Raw genomic sequence first — 16373 nt, 5'->3', positions numbered from 1 at the left:
GCGGCCCCATGGCGGCCGGCGAGGGCGATTCTGCGCCGCAACGGGGGCGGCCCCAATGAAGCCCACCACAATCCGATGAGCGAGCTGCCGGTCAGGGTGCTCAGCCGCGCCGGCGCCGGCGCGCGTCCGGAAGAGGCCGCTTCTCCGGTGGCGACCGCGCCGCTGTTCGAGCGGCCCATCCGCTCGAGCATCGCCGCGCCCGCCCTGGCCAGCCCCGCCACCCTGGTGCGCGTGCAGTTCCCCAGGGCCGGCGCCCGCTTCGCCCTGCATTCGCTCGTGCTGCGCGGCGAGGATGGCGCGGACCTCTACCGCTGGGCCGGGGCCGGCGACCTGTTCCGCCAGGCGCGCGACGTGCGCACCGAGCGCTGCGGCAAGGCCGTGGTGGTCGAGTGCCTGAGCGACGCCACCGAGCTGGAGATCGAGCTCGATCCGCGCCTCTCGTCACGGGCGATCACCGCCTTCGTCACCGTCTCGGCGGCCGCCCAGGGCGAGGCCGCGCCCGCCGCGCGCACCGAGGGCGCCGACGACCTGGCCGGTCTGTGCCGCGAGCTCGCCGACGTCGCCGAGAGCCTGCGGGCGATCCGCGACGACGTGGCCGCGAGCCAGAGCCAGCTGACCGCCCATCGCCAGTGGCTGGAGCGGCAGTTCGAGATCGAGCGCCGGCGCAGCGACATGCAGGCGGCGATGGCCGAGATGCAGTACCGGGCGCTGACCAAGCGGATCGGCGACTACGAGGAGGCCCAGCGCCAGCTGGAGAGCGTCTACGGCTCGGCCTCCTGGCGGCTGACGCGGCCCCTGCGCGGCGCGGCGCGGGTGATGCGCGGCGACATCCCGGCCGGCCAGGCCGCCCGCCGGGTGTTCCTGGCGCTGCTGCGGCGCGCGCCGCTGCGGCCGGAGCTGAAGGCCAGGCTGCGCGAGCGGTTCACGCCCGGCGCCGCGCCCGCCGCCCGCCCCGCCGCAGCGGACGGCGAGGCCGAGAAGGATGGCCCGGCCGGTCCCGTCGCCTTCCCGCTGCCCGGGCGGATCCTGACGCTGCCGGAAGTGGCCGGCGAGACGCCCGAGCCGCTGAACCTGACCGTCTCGGTGGTGATCCCGACCCTGAACGCCGGCGACGAGTTCTACTGGCTGCTGCGCAAGCTGCGCGCGCAGAAGGGGCTGAAGGGCGTCGAGATCGTGGTCGTCGACTCCGGCTCGAGCGACGGCACCGATGCGATGGCCGAGGCGTTCGGGGCCACCCTCGTGCGGATCCCCAACAGCGAGTTCTCGCACAGCCACGCCCGCAACCTGGGGGCCGACGCCGCCCGCGGCGACCTCTTCCTGTTCATGGTCCAGGACGCCTATCCGGTCGGCGACTGGTGGCTGCATTCCCTGGCCAAGGCGCTGGTCCACCCGCGCAACGAGGCCGAGCGGCTGGCGGCGGTGTCCTGCGCCGAGTTCCCGCGCAAGGACTCCGAGCTGCTCTACAACGCGGCCATCGACACCCACTACCGGTTCCTCGGCTGCTGGGACAAGGACCGGATCGGGGCTTACGCCGGGGCCGACCACGAGTCCCTGCGCGCCCAGGGGCAGGTGAGCGACGTCGCCTGCATGATGAGCCGCGAGATCTTCGAGGCCTACCGCTACCAGGGCCGCTACGCCGAGGACCTGATCCTGGGCGTGCGGCTGATCAAGGACGGCCGGCGGACCGGCATGCTCTCGTCGGTGAAGGTGGTGCACTCGCACAACCGCAAGACCGGCTACTACCTGCGCCGCGTGTTCGTGGACGTGGTCTTCCTGACCGAGGTGTTCCCGGACTTCGCGACGCCGCAGGCGCGCTCGTTTTCCGGCGCGCTGCTGGGCGCGGACCGGCTGAAGCAGGTCGTCGAGGCCTGGCGCCCGGCGCTCGGCGTCCCGGCGGCGGCCAGCCTGCGCGCGCTCGCCAACAAGGCCAGGGACATCAAGCTCTCGGGCCGCCCGCCCGCCAGTCCGGACGACTTCGGCCACGCGCCGATCCGGCCCTGGTTCGAGCGCGTCGTGGCCGAGGAGGGCCAGGCGGGCCTGACCGACGCCGAGCAGGTGCGGACCATGTTCGTCGACCGCATCGAGCACACCGCCGCCTTCGTGGAGGCGGTGTTCACCGAGGTGGACGAGCACCTGGCCGAAGAGCTGGTCGCCACCGCCCAGAAGACGCTGGCCATGAGCCTCGGCGCCCAGCTCGCCTACATCTACCTGCACAACCGGCCGAACGCGGCCGGGGCGGAGGCCGAGCGGCTCGACGCCCTGCGCGACATCCTGCTGGCGGGCATCTGATGCGCATCCTCTACCTGGTCCACCAGTTCCTGCCCGAGTTCGCCGGCGGCACCGAAAAGGTGACGCTGAACCTGGCCCACGCGGCCCAGTCCGAAGGCCACCACGTGGAGGTCTTCACCACCTCGCACCGTCCCGGGCCGCCGTGGCGGGAGGCGGCGGGGCTTCGCACCTGCCTGGTGCAGGGGGTGCCGGTGCATGCGCTGCCGCACCAGGACGGGCGGCCGCTGGACGACCTCGGCTTCCGGCCCATCGACGGGCTGCGCCAGAGCTTCGAACGCTTCCTGGACTCCCGCCCGCGCTTCGACGTGGTGCATGTGATGCACGCCCTGCGCCTGGCCGACGCGGTGGAGCTGCTGCGCGACCGGCGGGCGGGCTATGTGGTGACGCTCACCGACTTCCACCTGATCTGCCATCGGATCAACCTGATCCGGCTGGACGGTTCGCTCTGCGAAGGGCCGGCGGGCGGGCGCAACTGCCAGCTCCACTGCTGGTCCCCGGAGATCGGCGAGCGCGAGTTCGCCGGCCGCATCGAGCGCCTCGGAAGCCTGCTGCGCGGCGCCTCGGCGGTGGTCGCCGTCTCGCCCTATGTGGCCGAGCGCTTCGCGGCCGAGCATCCGGACCTCCAGATCCGGGTGGTCGGCAACGGCGTGGACCTGCTGTCCTTCCCGCGGCCCAAGGCCCGGACGGCGGACGGGCCGCTGACCTTCGGCTACCTGGGCACCGTTTCGGAAGCCAAGGGGGCCGGCCTGATCGCCCGCGCCTTCGCCCAGGCGGCCCGCCCCGACGCGCGCCTGCGGATCGTCGGGCCCTGCTACGAGCCCGAGCTGGCCGCGCGCATCGCCGCCGAGGCGGGCGGGGCGCAGATCAGCGTCGAGCCGGCGGTTCCGGCCGCCGACGTCCCGCGCCTGCTGCAGGAGTTCGACGTGCTGTGCGTGCCTTCGCAGGTGCCGGAGTCCTACAGCCTGGCCTTGCACGAAGGCTTCGCCGCCGGCCTGCCGGCGCTGGTCTCCGACCTAGGCAACGCCGGCCGGGTGGTGCGCGAGCACGGCTGCGGCGCCGCGCTGCCGGCGACCGACGCGGCCGCCTGGGCCGAGGCCATCGCCCGCCTCTGCGACGACCGGGCCCGCCTCGCGGCCTGGCGCGACAAGATCCCGCTGCCGCCGCGTGTCGAGGAGGAGGGGTTCATCTACACCCAGCTCTATCGCGCCGTCGTCGCCTCGCGCCGCACCGCGGCCGCCTAGATTCCCAGCGCCTTCAGCTGGCGCAGCACGTCGCGGTAGTAGTCCGGGATGTAGTGGAAGGGGCTGAGGCCCCAGCGGTGGTTCTCGTCGGCGATCAGGACCTTCGGGTCGGCCTTCACCCGCACCAGGCCGTGGATCAGGTCGTCGATGCGGCCCTGCGTGTCGGCCAGCAGGGCGTTGTGCTCCGAAAGGCTGGCCGGCAGGCCTTCCCAGACCTGCAGGGCGTCCGGCAGCTCCTGGCGTCGCCCCTCCGTGTCGAGATAGGTCTGCGCCCACTGGGCCTCGTGCAGGATGATCCTGGCCTTCAGCAGCCCGTGGCGGCGCAGCGCCTCGACGAAGGTCGGCGCGGCGGTACGCCACAGGGCGCGCGCCTCGTCCGAAGTCCGGGGGATGCGCCGGGCGGCCTTCGCCCAGGGCTGTTCGAGGTAGCCGGACTCCTTCAGGTCCCAGCTGTGGGTGATCACCGACCCGCCGACCTGCAGCAGGTCGTAACGCTCGTCGATGAAGTCGAGGATGATGTGCGTCGGCTCGAACGCGGCCAGGCTCGCCAGGGCGGTCTTCTGCAGGTCGGCCAGCACCGAATTGCGCTGTGAGCGGCTGATCCCGCCGTGCGGCTGATCGGCGATCGGCTCCAGGCCCTCGACGGGCGCCGAAACCAGGCTCGGCAGGGACGTGCGCGACAGGTACAGGAGCTCGGGCGTGGGCTCTTCGAGGATGGGCCAGATGTCGCGGGTGATGCAGCTGCCGATGATGGCGACCTTGGCCACGGACACTCCATTTGCGCAGGTTCTGTCGCGCTTCGATTGCGGCTGTCTAACACAGGGCCCGTAAGGTCGGCGCCATTGACTTCAATCCGCCGGCCAATCATCTGTCGCCGACGTTCGACGGCGCCTGTCCACCACAGGGCTGTTGAAGGATTGTGGCCGAACGGGCTTCAATAGGGCGTCGCCTTCGGGTGGGCGCGCCACGTCGGCACGCGATACGGGAACGGTCCAGCCAGCATGAAGATCATCAACCTGTTGGGCGCGTTGCCGGACAACCTGCTGAGCCGCGCCCTGAAGGAAGGCTACGTTCCGCTGGCCGTGGCGGGGGCGTTCTCGCTGGTCAGCAACATGCTGTACCTGGCCCTGCCGATCTACACCTTCCAGGTCTACGGCCGGATCCTGTCGAGCTACAGCGTCTCCAGCCTGGTGGTGCTCACCTTCATCGTGCTGGCGACCTTCGCCATCTCGGGCGTCATCGAGGAGTTCCGCACCAAGGTGCTGGTCAACTACGGCCAGGTGCTGGACCAGCGCGTCTCCGGCCACGTCTTCTCGGCGCTGTTCGAGGCGGCGGTGCGGGGCAACCCGGGCGTCCGTTCGCAGGCCCTGCGCGACGTCGACACCTTCCGCCAGATGCTCACCGGGCCGGCCTTCGGGGCGATCTTCGACCTGCCGCTGATGCCGGTGTTCATGATCATCCTGTTCCTGATCGACCCATGGATCGGACTGGTCACCCTGTTCGGCATGGTCGCGCTGTTCGGCCTGACCATCATGCAGGACCGCCTGAGCCGGCCGCCGCTGCAGGAAGCCAACGAGGCCGCCCTGCGCAGCTACGCCTTCACCGACGCGGCCCTGCGAAACTCCGAGGTCGTCCGCGCCATGGGCATGGTGCAGCCGCTGGGCAACCGTTGGGCCGGCTTCCGCGCCGTCACCATGGAGCGCAGCGCCTCGGCCAGCGGCCGGGCCAGCAACATGCAGGCGCTCAGCAAGTTCCTGCGCCAGGCGATCCAGGTCGGCACCATCGCCCTCAGCGCCTTCCTGGTGATCCGCGGCGACATGCACCCGGGCCTGCTGTTCGCCAACATGATCCTGGCCGCCCGCGCCCTGCAGCCGATCGAGCGGCTGGTCGGTTCGTACGACAACATCATCAACGGCATGCGCGCCTACGAGCGGCTGAACGCGCTGGTGTCCCAGTACCAGCCGCCGAAGGCCGGCACCGCCCTGCCGCGGCCGGTCGGCCAGCTCAGCGTCGAGGGGCTGAACTTCGCCCCGCCGGGCGCCAACCGGTTCATCCTGCAGGGGGTGACCTTCAAGATCGAGCCGGGCGAGACCCTGGGCATCGTCGGGCCCTCGGGCGCCGGCAAGTCGACCCTGGCCCGCCTGCTGGTCGGCATCTTCCGCCCCAACAACGGCCACGTGCGCCTGGACGGCGCCGACGTGTTCGCCTGGGACCGGGCCGACTTCGGCCGCCACGTGGGCTACCTGCCGCAGGACACCGAGCTGTTCGCCGGCACCATCCGCGACAACATCGCCCGGTTCCGCACCGACGTGACGGACGAGGAGGTGGTGGCGGCCGCCCAGATGGCCAACGTCCACGAGCTGATCCTGCGCCTGCCGGCCGGCTACGAGACCGAGCTGGGCGACGGCGGCTACATCCTCTCGGCCGGACAGCGGCAGCGGGTGGGCCTGGCGCGCGCCCTGCTGGGCGACGTGCGCCTGCTGGTGCTCGACGAGCCCAACGCCAGCCTCGACGAAGAGGGCGAGCGCGCGCTCGTCCAGGCGCTCGAGGCGCTGAAGGAACGCGGCTGCACGGTGGTCGTCGTTTCCCACAAGCCGAGCATCTTCCGCTCGGCAGACAAGATGCTCGTCCTTCGGGACGGACGGGTGCAGATGTTCGGGCCGCGTGATCAGGTCATGAGCCGCGTGATCCAGCCGGCGCCCGTCAGACCAATCGAGGCCAACGGATGAACAGGCAAGTGGGACCGGCGCGGCCCTTCCAGGCGCCCGCCTTCACCGTCGAAGACGCCGACGTCGTCGACCTGGAACTGAAGCGCCGGCTGCGCCGGCCGATGGTGATGGGCGGCGCCGTGGTCGGCGTCTTCGTCCTCGGCCTGGGGTTGTTCTCGGCGGTGGCGCCGCTCAACGCGGCCGTCCTGGCGCCCGGCCAGGTGCGCGTCGAGGCCAACCGCAAGACCCTGCGCCACCTGACCGGCGGGACCGTGCGCGAGATCCTGGTGCGCGAGGGCGAGCAGGTGAAGGCCGGCCAGCCGCTGCTGCGCATGGACGAGGTCCAGGCCAAGGCGGCCTACGACGTGCTGCGCAGCCAGCAGGACGCCCTGCTGGCCCAGATCGCGCGGCTGCAGGCCGAGTCCAGCGGCCAGCGGTCGATCACCTTCCCGCCGGAGCTGACCTCGCGGATGTCCGATCCGGCGGTCGCGGCGGTGGTGCGCGACCAGGAGTTCCTGTTCAACTCCCGCCTGTCGCTCTACGAGAGCCAGTCGAGCATGCTCTCGCAGCGGGTGCAGCAGTTCCAGGCCCAGGCCGGCGGCATCCAGGCCCAGCTCGAATCCATCGCCGAGCAGACCCGCCTGACCAACGAGGAGCTGGCCGGCTACAAGACCCTGCACGAGAAGGGGTTCGCGCCCAAGACGCTGATCCTGCGCTACGAGCGCAACCTGGCGGATCTCGCCGGGCGCCGCGGCCAGCTGCTGGGCGAGCTCGGCCGCAATCGCGAGCAGATGGCCGAGGCGCAGATCCAGCTGGCCGCGCTGCGCGAGGAGCGAATCACCAAGGGCGCCGAGGCGCTGCGCGAGGCGCAGGTCAGGCTGGCCGAGGTGACGCCGCGACTCACCGCGGCGACTCAGTCGTTCCAGCAGACGGTCGTCCGCTCGCCGGCCGACGGCTACGTGCTCAACATGACGACCCACACCCCCGGCGGCGTGGTCGCCGCCGGCGAGGTGATGATGGACGTGGTGCCGTCCAACGCGCCGCTGATCGTCACCGCCCGCCTCAAGCCGGAGGAGATCGACGACGTGCGCCCGGGCATGGACGCGCGGGTCCGGCTGTCGGCGTTCAACTATCGCAAGGTGCCGCCGGTGGACGCCAAGGTGGTGACCGTGTCCGCCGACGCCCTGGTGGACCAGAAGACCGGCGTCTCATACTTCAACGCCGACCTGCGTATACCTGTCGAAGAGTTGCGTAAGCTTCCGAAGGGCGTGAAGCTCGCCCCCGGCATGCCGGCCCAGGCGATGATCACGACCGGCCAGCGGACCATCCTCGGCTACATCATGGGGCCGATCACCGACACTGTCCGGACGGCCCTGCGCGAGGAGTGATTCCAGGTAAAACGTGGCGCCGAGGCCACGGTCCTTGAGAGCGGATTCAGCGGCGTTTTTTGCTGTTGCGCGACGCACGCCCTTCCGATACGTCTTCCACGGGCTCGTTTAACCTTCCGCCGCGAAGCTGCGTGGTAGGAGGCGAGGGCCGCTGGGGACCGCTTCATCCTTCGATGTTGACTGGCGCCTCCGGGGCTCGAGTGACACAGACTGGAGAGAAGAATGGCGACTTTTACTTTTGAATCGATCACGCAAGCGCAGGCGTCGACCTACGGGGCGACCGACGTGCTCGTGTTCGGTGCGGCCGGCGCTTCGGCCAGCAACGCGACCGTGGCCTATCAGGTCACCGCGGCGACCGTCACCACGCCCGAAGTCACGAACGTGGTGATCAGCCACGCCGGCAAGAGCGTGACCTTCCCGCTGGCGACCATCGGCGGCGACACCGCCGTGTTCACGGCCGGCACCGGCCAGCTGATGATCGGCACGGCCGGTAACGACACCTTCACCGGCAGCGACCTCGGTGACGCGATCTACGCCGGCAACGGCGACGACGACCTGTACGGCGCCGGCGGCAACGACTTCATCCACGGCAACATCGGCGACGACGACATCACCGGCGGCTCGGGCAACGACACCCTGGTCGGCGGTCAGGGCATCGACACCATCCGCGGCAACACCGGCAACGACTACATCGTCGGCAACCTGGGCAATGACGTCCTGCAAGGCAACGAGGGCAACGACACCATCCTCGGCGGCCAAGGCGACGACAACATCCAGGGCAACGACGGCAACGACGTCATCTACGGCGACCTCGGCGACGACACCCTCAGCGGTGCCGACGGCGACGACACCATCAGCGGCGGCGGCGGTGCCGACAACATCACCACCGGCAGCGGCGTGAACTTCGCGCACGGCAACGTGGGCAACGACACCATCGCTGGCGGCACGGGCAACGACACCCTGCTCGGCGGTCAAGACGACGACGTCATCACCACCGGCACGGGCAGCAACTGGGCCCAGGGCAACCTCGGCAACGACCTCATCACCGGCAACACCGGTGCTGACACCCTGTCGGGCGGCCAAGGCAACGACACCCTCACGGGCGCTGCCGGCAACGACGTCCTGCTCGGCGACGCCGGCAACGACACCATCATCGGCGGCCTGGGTCAGGACACCATGACCGGCGGTGCGGGTGTGGACACCTTCTTCTTCACGGGTCCGCTGGTGGGTCCGCCGGCCGTTGCGTCTGAAAGCCCGGCGACTGCCGGTGCGCTCGACCAGATCACCGACTGGACGGTCGCTGACTTCATGGATATCGGCGTGGCCGCGGTTTACGACGAGACCGCCAGCACCCTCGGGTGGGACGATCTCCTCGCGGCCGTGAACGCCGAAATGGCCGGCACGGGCACGCTCACCGCTTCGGCGGCGACCGAGAACGTGATCGCCGTCCAGCAAGGCAGCAACGTGATCGTGTTCATGAACCTGGACGCGACCGCGGGCGCCGACACGGCGGTCCTGCTGACCAACACGAACCTCGACGCGATCTCCGCGGCGAACTTCGTGGTCTAAGACTTCGATCCTTCGGGATCGGGAAGGGGCCGCCCTCTGGGCGGCCCCTTTTGTTTTGGCCGGACGGCCCGTTGCCGGGTCGCGCAAGGGATGCGATCTCGCAAGTAGGGCGCCCGCGATCCGCGGGCGGGGCTGGGAGACGTGGGCGTGTCCAACGCGGCCATCATGATTCATCCGGACGCCTACGACACGCAGGGGCGCCGGCTGATGGGACGTCAGTCCGCAGGCGAGAGCTTCCTTCGGGGCCTGCTGCGCCACGCCGACGTCGACCGCTTCCACTTCTGGAACGCCACGCGCCAGCCAGCCGCCGAGCTCGAGCAGATGGTGGCGCGGATCGAGCCGCCTCCGCGCCCGGTCCGGTGGCTGGCCACGCGGCCCGAGCTGGCCGACCCCGGCGTCGCCTTCCTGCCGGGCGCCGGCTTCGGCAAGGAGCCCTGGTTGCGCAGGTCCGTGGGGGCCCGGCGTTACGGGCTCTGCGGGGTCACCCATACGACGGCGACGCACCGGATCATGGATTCCTTCGCCGAGCTGGTCGCAGGTCCGGTCGAGCCGTGGGACGCGCTGATCTGCACCTCCACCGCGGTCCGTCAGAGCACGGAACATCAGTTCGAGCTGGTCCGCCAGGATCTGCGGGAACGCCTGGGCGCCACCCGCTTCGCCACGCCCCTGGTGACGACCATTCCGCTGGGGGTGCACGCCGCCGACTTCGCGCCCAGACCGGAGGCCCGCAAAAGCTGGCGCGAGCGGCTGGGCATCCCCGAGGACGCCCTGGCGGCCTTCTCCATGGGACGGCTGTCCGCCAGCAGCAAGATGAACCCCGCCCCCGCGGCGCTGGCCCTGGAGCAGGCGGCGCAGCGCACCGGCGCCAGGCTCTGCTGGATCGTCGCCGGCTGGAGCGAGACCGAGGCCATGGCCGAGCGCCTGCACGCCCTGACGCGGGCGCTCTGCCCCTCGGTGACCTACATTCCCGTGGACGGCCGGCCCCCGGACGTGCGGTTCTCCATCTGGTCGGCCGGCGACATCTTCATCTCGCTGTCGGACAACATCCAGGAGACCTTCGGCCTGACCCCCGTCGAGGCCATGGCCGCCGGCCTGCCGGTCGTGGTCAGCGACTGGAACGGCTATCGCGACACCGTCCGCCACGGGGTCGACGGCTTCCGCATCCCGACCAGCGCCCCGCGCCCGGGCCTCGGCCGCGACGTCGCCTTCCAGTACGCCGCCGAGCGGCTGACCTACGACGCCTACATCGCGGTGACGACCCAGGTGACCGCCGTCGATCCCGCCCTGACCGTCAGCGCCCTCACGCGCCTGATCCTCGATCCGCAGCTGCGCCGCCGGATGGGCGAGGCGGGCCGCAAGCGCGCGGCGGAGGTGTTCGACTGGTCCGTGGTGATCCCCCAGTACCAGGCGCTGTGGGCCGAGCAGACCGCGCGGCGGCTGGCGGCCATCGAGGCGGGCGGGCCGGTGCTCGGCCCCGCCGACGATCCCGCCCGGCCCGATCCCTTCACGCTGTTCGCCGGCTATCCCACCCGGACCCTGCGGCCCGACCATCGGCTCGCCATCGCGCCCGGGCTCAGCTGGAGCGGGGCCAGGGCCCGGCTGAGCCACGACCTGGCGGCCATGATGAGCGGCTTCCTGCCCACCCTTGAAGAGGCCGAGCAGGTGTTCGAGGCGCTCTCCAGGGTCGGCCATGCGAGCGTCCGCGACATCGTCGCGCCGTTCGGCCCGCGGGCGAGCGTGGTCGAGCGCGGCCTCACCTGGATGCTGAAGTTCGAGGTCCTGAGCCTGCTCGGGCAGCAGGAGCTGCCGCGCCAGGCCGACACGGCCGACTGAAAAAGCACCGCTCTGCTGGACAAGACTCGCCGCGATTCCCTAAGGTCCGCGCGCGTTAACAGGGGGATCTCGCCGAGCATGCCGGTCATCGCCGTCACCAAGGAGCGCCGCGCCGGCGAAACGCGCGTGGCGGCCACGCCGGAGACGGTGAAGAAGCTGGTCGGCTCGGGCTTCTCCGTGACCGTCGAGCGCGGCGCGGGCGCGGGCGCGTCCTATCCCGACGACGAGTACGAGGCGGCCGGCGCGGCCCTGGCGCCCGGCGCGGCCGAGGCGATCGGCGCCGCCGACATCCTGCTGAAGGTCCGCGCGCCGGTGGACGAGGAGATCGCCGCGCTCAAGGCCGGCGCCATCGTCGTGGGCCTGCTCAATCCGCACCAGGAGAAGGACGCCCTGAAGGCCCTGGCGGCCAAGGGCGCCACCGCCTTCGCCATGGAGTTCGTGCCGCGGATCACCCGTGCCCAGGTGATGGACGCGCTTTCGTCCCAGGCCAACCTCGCCGGCTACCGCGCGGTCATCGAGGCCGCCGCGGCCTACGGCAAGGCTCTGCCGATGATGATGACCGCCGCCGGCACCGTCGCGCCCGCCAAGGTGTTCGTGATGGGCGCAGGCGTCGCCGGCCTGCAGGCCATCGCCACCGCCAAGCGCCTGGGCGCCGTGGTCACCGCCACCGACGTGCGCCCCGCCGCCAAGGAACAGGTGGAGAGCCTGGGCGGCAAGTTCGTCGCCGTCGAGGACGAGGAGTTCCGGCAGGCCGAGACCGCCGAGGGCTACGCCAAGGAGATGAGCCCCGAATACCAGGCCAAGCAGGCCGCGCTGGTCTCCGACCACATCCGCAAGCAGGACATCGTCGTCACCACCGCCCTGATCCCCGGCCGGCCCGCACCGCGGCTGGTCACGGCCGAGCATGTGGCCTCCATGCGCCACGGTTCGGTGCTGGTGGACCTGGCGGTCGAGCAGGGCGGCAACGTCGAGGGCGTGCGCCCGGGCGAGATCTTCCAGACCGAAGGCGGGGTGACCATCGTCGGCCTCGCCAACCTGCCCGGCCGGGTGGCCGCCGACTCCTCGGCCCTCTACGCCCGCAACCTGTTCGCCTTCGCCGGCCTGTTCCTCGACAAGGAGGGCGGCTTCGCCCCCGACTACGAGGACGAGATCCTGAAGGCGGCGCTGGTCACCCGCGACGGCGCCGTCGTCCACCCCGCGCTTCAGTAGGGCGCGAGCCTTGTCGCGTCTTCCGATGCCCCTTCCCTTGAGGTTCTGACCATGGATGCGGTCGATCCCACAGTCTTCCGGCTGGCGATCTTCGTGCTCTCGATCTTCGTGGGCTACTACGTGGTCTGGAGCGTCACCCCGGCGCTGCACACGCCGCTGATGGCGGTGACCAACGCCATCTCCTCGGTGATCATCGTCGGCGCCCTGCTGGCCGCCGCCGCCCACGCCGAAGGCGGAGAGCTGACCCGCAACGTGCTGATCTCCAAGGGCTCGGGCGCGATCGCCGCGGCCCTGGCCGCCGTCAACATCTTCGGCGGCTTCCTGGTCACCCAGCGGATGCTGGCGATGTACAAGAAGAAAGAGAAGTAGGCGCGCCATGAACGCCAACCTCGCCGCGCTCGCCTACCTCGTCTCGGGCGTGCTGTTCATCCTGGCCCTACGCGGCCTGTCCAGCCCCGCCTCCAGCCAGGCCGGCAACCGCAACGGCATGATCGGCATGGCCATCGCCGTGGGCACCGTGCTGCTGACCCTTTGGGGGCAGGGGGCGCTGGACGCCCTGACGCTGGGCCTGATCGGCGCCGGCGTGGCGGTCGGCGGCGTGATCGGCGCGGTGATCGCCAAGCGCGTGGCGATGACCTCGATGCCCCAGCTGGTCGCCGCCTTCCACAGCCTGGTCGGCCTGGCCGCCTGCCTGGTGGCCGTCGCGGCCATCCACACGCCGGCCGCCTACGGCATCGTCGACGCCGCCAGCGGCCACGTCCACCTGATCTCCCTTGTCGAGCTCTCGCTGGGCCTGGCCATCGGCGCGGTGACCTTCACCGGCTCGGTGATCGCCTTCGCCAAGCTGAACGGCAACATGAGCGGCGCGCCCATCCTGCTGCCCGCCCGCCACCTGCTGAACATCGCCCTGGGCCTCGGCATCGTGGCCCTGGTGGTGGTGCTGGTGATGAGCGGCGGCGAGGCGCTGTGGGCCTTCTGGGGCATCTTCGCCCTGGCGCTGATCATCGGGATCACCCTGATCATCCCGATCGGCGGCGCCGATATGCCGGTCGTGGTCTCGATGCTGAACAGCTACTCGGGCTGGGCGGCGGCGGCCCTGGGCTTCACCCTCGAGAACATCACCCTGATCATCACCGGGGCGCTGGTCGGCTCCTCGGGCGCGATCCTGTCCTACATCATGTGCAAGGGGATGAACCGCAGCTTCGTCTCGGTGATCCTCGGCGGCTTCGGCGGCGAGACGGCCGCCGCCGCGGGCGGCAAGGTCGAGACCCGGCCGGTCAAGCAGGGCTCGGCCGACGATGCGGCCTTCATCATGAAGAACGCCTCCAAGGTGATCATCGTCCCCGGCTACGGCATGGCCGTGGCCCAGGCCCAGCACGCCCTGCGCGAGATGGCCGACCGCCTGAAGGAAGAGGGGGTGGACGTCGCCTACGCCATCCACCCGGTCGCCGGCCGGATGCCCGGCCATATGAACGTGCTGCTGGCCGAGGCCAACGTGCCCTACGACGAGGTGTTCGAGCTGGAGGACATCAACTCCGAGTTCGCCACCGCCGACGTCGCCTTCGTCATCGGGGCCAACGACGTGACCAATCCCTCGGCCAAGACCGACCCCGCTTCGCCGATCTTCGGCATGCCGATCCTCGACGTGGAGAAGGCCCGCACGGTGCTGTTCATCAAGCGCGGCATGGGCTCGGGATATGCGGGCGTCGAGAACGAGCTCTTCTTCCGCGACAACACGATGATGCTGTTCGGCGACGCCAAGAAGATGGTCGAAGGCGTGCTCAAGGCGCTTTAACAAACGCTGTAAAACTCGCCCAAGACGAGAGTCGACCTCTCCGCTTCGCCCAGCAAATTCCGTAGGTAAGCGACTCAGAGCTTGCCTCTCCGCCCTGTTTTCGCCCAGAACAGAGTTAACGTGGCCCCGCCTAGACGGGTCCGACAGTCGCAAGCCGACCGCTTACACCTTTTCGGGTCGGCCCACTTGTACGACGGTTCGAAAAAGGGGTTCTCGTTGACTCAGCAAAGCTTGGCGGCTGAGGGCCGCACGCCGAACTGGATCGCCGATCTCGTCGTCGGGGGAACCGCCGCCCTCCTGGCCATCACCGTCGCCCAGGCGGCCCTGCCGGACCAGGGCCAGCGCCTGCCCAAGCTGACCATCTCGCAAGGCCCGGCGGCCGTCGACGAGGCCGAGCCCGCCGCCCCCGCCCCGCCCGCGGAGCCGCAGGGGATCGTGTTCGGCGAGCCGGTGCCGGGCTATCCGATCATCTCGCCGTTCGGGCTCCGCAAGCTGCCCTGGGAAGAATACGGACGGCTGCACCAGGGCGTCGACATCGCCGCCCCCGCCGGCCTGCCGGTGCAGGTGATCGCCGACGGGGTGGTGGTGCGGGCCGGCCAGGACGGCGCCTACGGCCGCTTCGTCGAGGTGCGCCACGCCGACGGCCTCAACTCCTTCTACGCCCACCTCGGCGGCTTCTCGCCGAACGCGCGGGCCGGGATCGCGGTGAAGCGCGGCGCCTCCATCGGCCAGGTCGGCTCCACCGGCTCGTCCACCGGCGCCCACCTGCACATCGAGGTCCGCCGCAACGGCCGGCCGCTGAACCCCAGCTACTTCATCGGCAAGAGCTACGAGAGCGCCGAGGAACTCCCCTTCCGCCAGGCCAGCTACGTGCCCCGCCGGGTGCGGATCGCCTACGTCTCCTACATCCCCAAGAGCAAGCGGGAGAAGATGGAGGCGCGGGAGGAGGCCAAGATGCTCGCCGCCGAGGAGGCCCGCGCGGCCAAGGCCCTGGCCGAGGAGACGCGCCGGCTCAACCTGATGGCCCAGAACGAGGCGCGGCTGACGGCGCTGGCCAAGCTGCCCGGGGCCCGCCCCGAGACGATGGAGCGGATGCCCGCCACGCCGCCGAAGGTCGATCTGCCGCCGATCGTCGACATGCCGGTGAAGAAGGCCGAGCCCGCGGCCCAGCCGGCCGCCCAGCCCGCCACGCCCCCGCCGGCCACCGTCACCATCGACACCGACGCCAACGGCCGGGTGCGCGCGACGATCGATCCCGCCGGCTGAGCCGGCCCGCGGCGCGCGCGCCCGCGTTCCGATGTTCTGGCCCGCCGCCGGCGATGCTAGGTTCCCGGCCCTGCGCCGAGGGCTGACCGGGTCTCCATGGAAGACGACAAGTTCAAGCGAAACTACGACCGCACGCGCGGCTATCTCGACGACATGGGCGGGCTCGATCCCCGGGCGGTGCTCAACTCCGTCTACAACGTGTTCCCGCTCGCCTTCGATACGCCGGAACGCCAGGAACAGGTGCGCCGGCTCTATCCGCCGCCGGACCGCCGCCTCACCGCCTTCGACATCAACCTGGCGCGCACCTTCGTCAAAGGGAACGGTCTGAAGGTGGCGGTCTGCTGCATGCCGAAGTCCGGCTCGACCCACCTGATGACCTCGATCCAGCGGATCCCCGGGCTGAAGCTCCCGGTCGCCTACCTGCACAAGCCCTACATGAACCCGGACTTCGTCGGAGCGATGTCGGTCGAGCACGAGATCGACGAGCTGTCGCTGCTGTTCCTCGAGCTGCGGGGCGGCGACTGGATCTCCCACATGCACACCAAGTGGACGCCCTACACCGAGCAGGTGTTCAAGGCCCACGACATCCGGCCCATCGTCGTCTTCCGGAACATCTTCGACGCCATCGTCAGCATGGACGACATGCTGCGGAAGGACGAGGTCAGCGGCTTTTCGATGATCCGCGTGCCGCAGAACTACGCCGCCATTCCGGACGAGGAGCGGCTGGCCTTCCTCTGCGGCTATGTGGGGCCCTGGTACCTCGACTTCGTGGTGTCCTGGTCGCGCATGCGCACGCCGCATCTGAAGCTCCACTACGAGGAGGACGTGCTGGGCTTCGGGCCGGCCACGATGACCAGGCTGCGCGACTTCCTCGGGCTGACGGCCACCGACGCCGAGCTGGCGCAGGCCTTCCAGCTGACCGACGAGGTCAAGGGCCGGTCCCGCTGGAACCAGGGCGTCGCCGGCCGCGGCGAGCGCATCCCCGCCGAGGCGCGCGAGCGGCTGCGCCAGCTCAGCCGGATCTACGGGCCTGAAGTCGATTTCTCGAAGGTGCTCTGAGCGGCCCTGGCGGTGC

At 70.5% G+C, this 16373-nt stretch carries 12 protein-coding genes; 11 read left to right on the top strand and 1 reads right to left on the bottom strand.

The genetic code is table 11. The features are described from left to right. The first annotated feature begins 75 nt into the window (after positions 1 to 75). Positions 76 to 2289 (top strand): glycosyltransferase family 2 protein, encoded by a 2214-nt coding sequence (locus tag ACFSC0_RS04985; RefSeq protein WP_377282412.1) that lies wholly within the window; start codon positions 76 to 78, stop codon positions 2287 to 2289. Beyond that, on the top strand, positions 2289 to 3530 hold the full coding sequence (locus ACFSC0_RS04980; protein ID WP_377282411.1) for a glycosyltransferase: 1242 nt from the start codon (positions 2289 to 2291) through the stop codon (positions 3528 to 3530). The genes ACFSC0_RS04985 and ACFSC0_RS04980 overlap by 1 nt, the downstream gene beginning before the upstream one ends. Here the strand turns inward: ACFSC0_RS04980 and ACFSC0_RS04975 are convergent. Further along, on the bottom strand, positions 3527 to 4297 hold the full coding sequence (locus ACFSC0_RS04975; protein WP_377282410.1) for a DUF6270 domain-containing protein: 771 nt from the start codon (positions 4295 to 4297) through the stop codon (positions 3527 to 3529). The genes ACFSC0_RS04980 and ACFSC0_RS04975 overlap by 4 nt on opposite strands. A gap of 234 nt (positions 4298 to 4531) precedes the next feature. Here ACFSC0_RS04975 and ACFSC0_RS04970 point away from each other — a divergent pair, with 234 nt between their 5' ends. The 9 genes from ACFSC0_RS04970 to ACFSC0_RS04930 all read left to right on the top strand — a co-directional run bounded on the left by ACFSC0_RS04970 (position 4532) and on the right by ACFSC0_RS04930 (position 16357). Then, a complete protein-coding gene (locus ACFSC0_RS04970; protein ID WP_377282409.1) occupies positions 4532 to 6259 on the top strand; it encodes a type I secretion system permease/ATPase in 1728 nt (575 codons plus the stop codon). Next, entirely contained in the window at positions 6256 to 7626 is a 1371-nt protein-coding gene (locus ACFSC0_RS04965) for an HlyD family type I secretion periplasmic adaptor subunit (protein ID WP_377282408.1), read from the top strand. Before ACFSC0_RS04970 ends, ACFSC0_RS04965 begins: the two co-directional genes overlap by 4 nt. A gap of 222 nt (positions 7627 to 7848) precedes the next feature. Then, positions 7849 to 9195 carry a calcium-binding protein gene (locus tag ACFSC0_RS04960; RefSeq protein WP_377282407.1) on the top strand — a complete coding sequence of 449 codons (1347 nt, stop codon included), beginning with the start codon at positions 7849 to 7851 and terminating at the stop codon, positions 9193 to 9195. A gap of 147 nt (positions 9196 to 9342) precedes the next feature. Next, positions 9343 to 11028 carry a glycosyltransferase family 4 protein gene (locus ACFSC0_RS04955; RefSeq protein ID WP_377282406.1) on the top strand — a complete coding sequence of 562 codons (1686 nt, stop codon included), beginning with the start codon at positions 9343 to 9345 and terminating at the stop codon, positions 11026 to 11028. A 78-nt stretch (positions 11029 to 11106) separates the two neighbouring features. After that, the gene (locus ACFSC0_RS04950; RefSeq protein WP_377282405.1) at positions 11107 to 12237 is read left to right on the top strand and encodes a Re/Si-specific NAD(P)(+) transhydrogenase subunit alpha; all 1131 of its coding nucleotides are present in this window, start codon (positions 11107 to 11109) and stop codon (positions 12235 to 12237) included. A 51-nt stretch (positions 12238 to 12288) separates the two neighbouring features. Beyond that, entirely contained in the window at positions 12289 to 12606 is a 318-nt protein-coding gene (locus ACFSC0_RS04945) for a proton-translocating transhydrogenase family protein (protein WP_320360360.1), read from the top strand. 7 nt (positions 12607 to 12613) lie between these two features. Further along, entirely contained in the window at positions 12614 to 14032 is a 1419-nt protein-coding gene (locus ACFSC0_RS04940; RefSeq protein WP_377282404.1) for an NAD(P)(+) transhydrogenase (Re/Si-specific) subunit beta, read from the top strand. A 216-nt stretch (positions 14033 to 14248) separates the two neighbouring features. Further along, on the top strand, positions 14249 to 15298 hold the full coding sequence (locus ACFSC0_RS04935; protein WP_377282403.1) for a M23 family metallopeptidase: 1050 nt from the start codon (positions 14249 to 14251) through the stop codon (positions 15296 to 15298). A 96-nt stretch (positions 15299 to 15394) separates the two neighbouring features. Next, positions 15395 to 16357 carry a sulfotransferase family protein gene (locus tag ACFSC0_RS04930; RefSeq protein ID WP_377282402.1) on the top strand — a complete coding sequence of 321 codons (963 nt, stop codon included), beginning with the start codon at positions 15395 to 15397 and terminating at the stop codon, positions 16355 to 16357. The last annotated feature ends 16 nt before the right edge of the window (positions 16358 to 16373 follow it).

This window comes from Phenylobacterium terrae (genome assembly GCF_042681205.1).
GTDB classification, from domain to species: domain Bacteria; phylum Pseudomonadota; class Alphaproteobacteria; order Caulobacterales; family Caulobacteraceae; genus Phenylobacterium; species Phenylobacterium terrae.
The sequence above is the reverse complement of the archived record's forward strand: the minus strand, read 5'-3'. Positions and strand labels throughout refer to the sequence as shown.

Excerpts from the sequence above, each read along its gene's own strand:
- ACFSC0_RS04985 (WP_377282412.1), top strand. The coding sequence starts at position 76 with ATGAGCGAGCTGCCGGTCAGGGTGCTCAGCCGCGCCGGCGCCGGCGCG.
- ACFSC0_RS04980 (WP_377282411.1), top strand. The coding sequence starts at position 2,289 with ATGCGCATCCTCTACCTGGTCCACCAGTTCCTGCCCGAGTTCGCCGGC.
- ACFSC0_RS04970 (WP_377282409.1), top strand. The coding sequence starts at position 4,532 with ATGAAGATCATCAACCTGTTGGGCGCGTTGCCGGACAACCTGCTGAGC.
- ACFSC0_RS04965 (WP_377282408.1), top strand. The coding sequence starts at position 6,256 with ATGAACAGGCAAGTGGGACCGGCGCGGCCCTTCCAGGCGCCCGCCTTC.
- ACFSC0_RS04960 (WP_377282407.1), top strand. The coding sequence starts at position 7,849 with ATGGCGACTTTTACTTTTGAATCGATCACGCAAGCGCAGGCGTCGACC.
- ACFSC0_RS04950 (WP_377282405.1), top strand. The coding sequence starts at position 11,107 with ATGCCGGTCATCGCCGTCACCAAGGAGCGCCGCGCCGGCGAAACGCGC.
- ACFSC0_RS04945 (WP_320360360.1), top strand. The coding sequence starts at position 12,289 with ATGGATGCGGTCGATCCCACAGTCTTCCGGCTGGCGATCTTCGTGCTC.
- ACFSC0_RS04940 (WP_377282404.1), top strand. The coding sequence starts at position 12,614 with ATGAACGCCAACCTCGCCGCGCTCGCCTACCTCGTCTCGGGCGTGCTG.
- ACFSC0_RS04930 (WP_377282402.1), top strand. The coding sequence starts at position 15,395 with ATGGAAGACGACAAGTTCAAGCGAAACTACGACCGCACGCGCGGCTAT.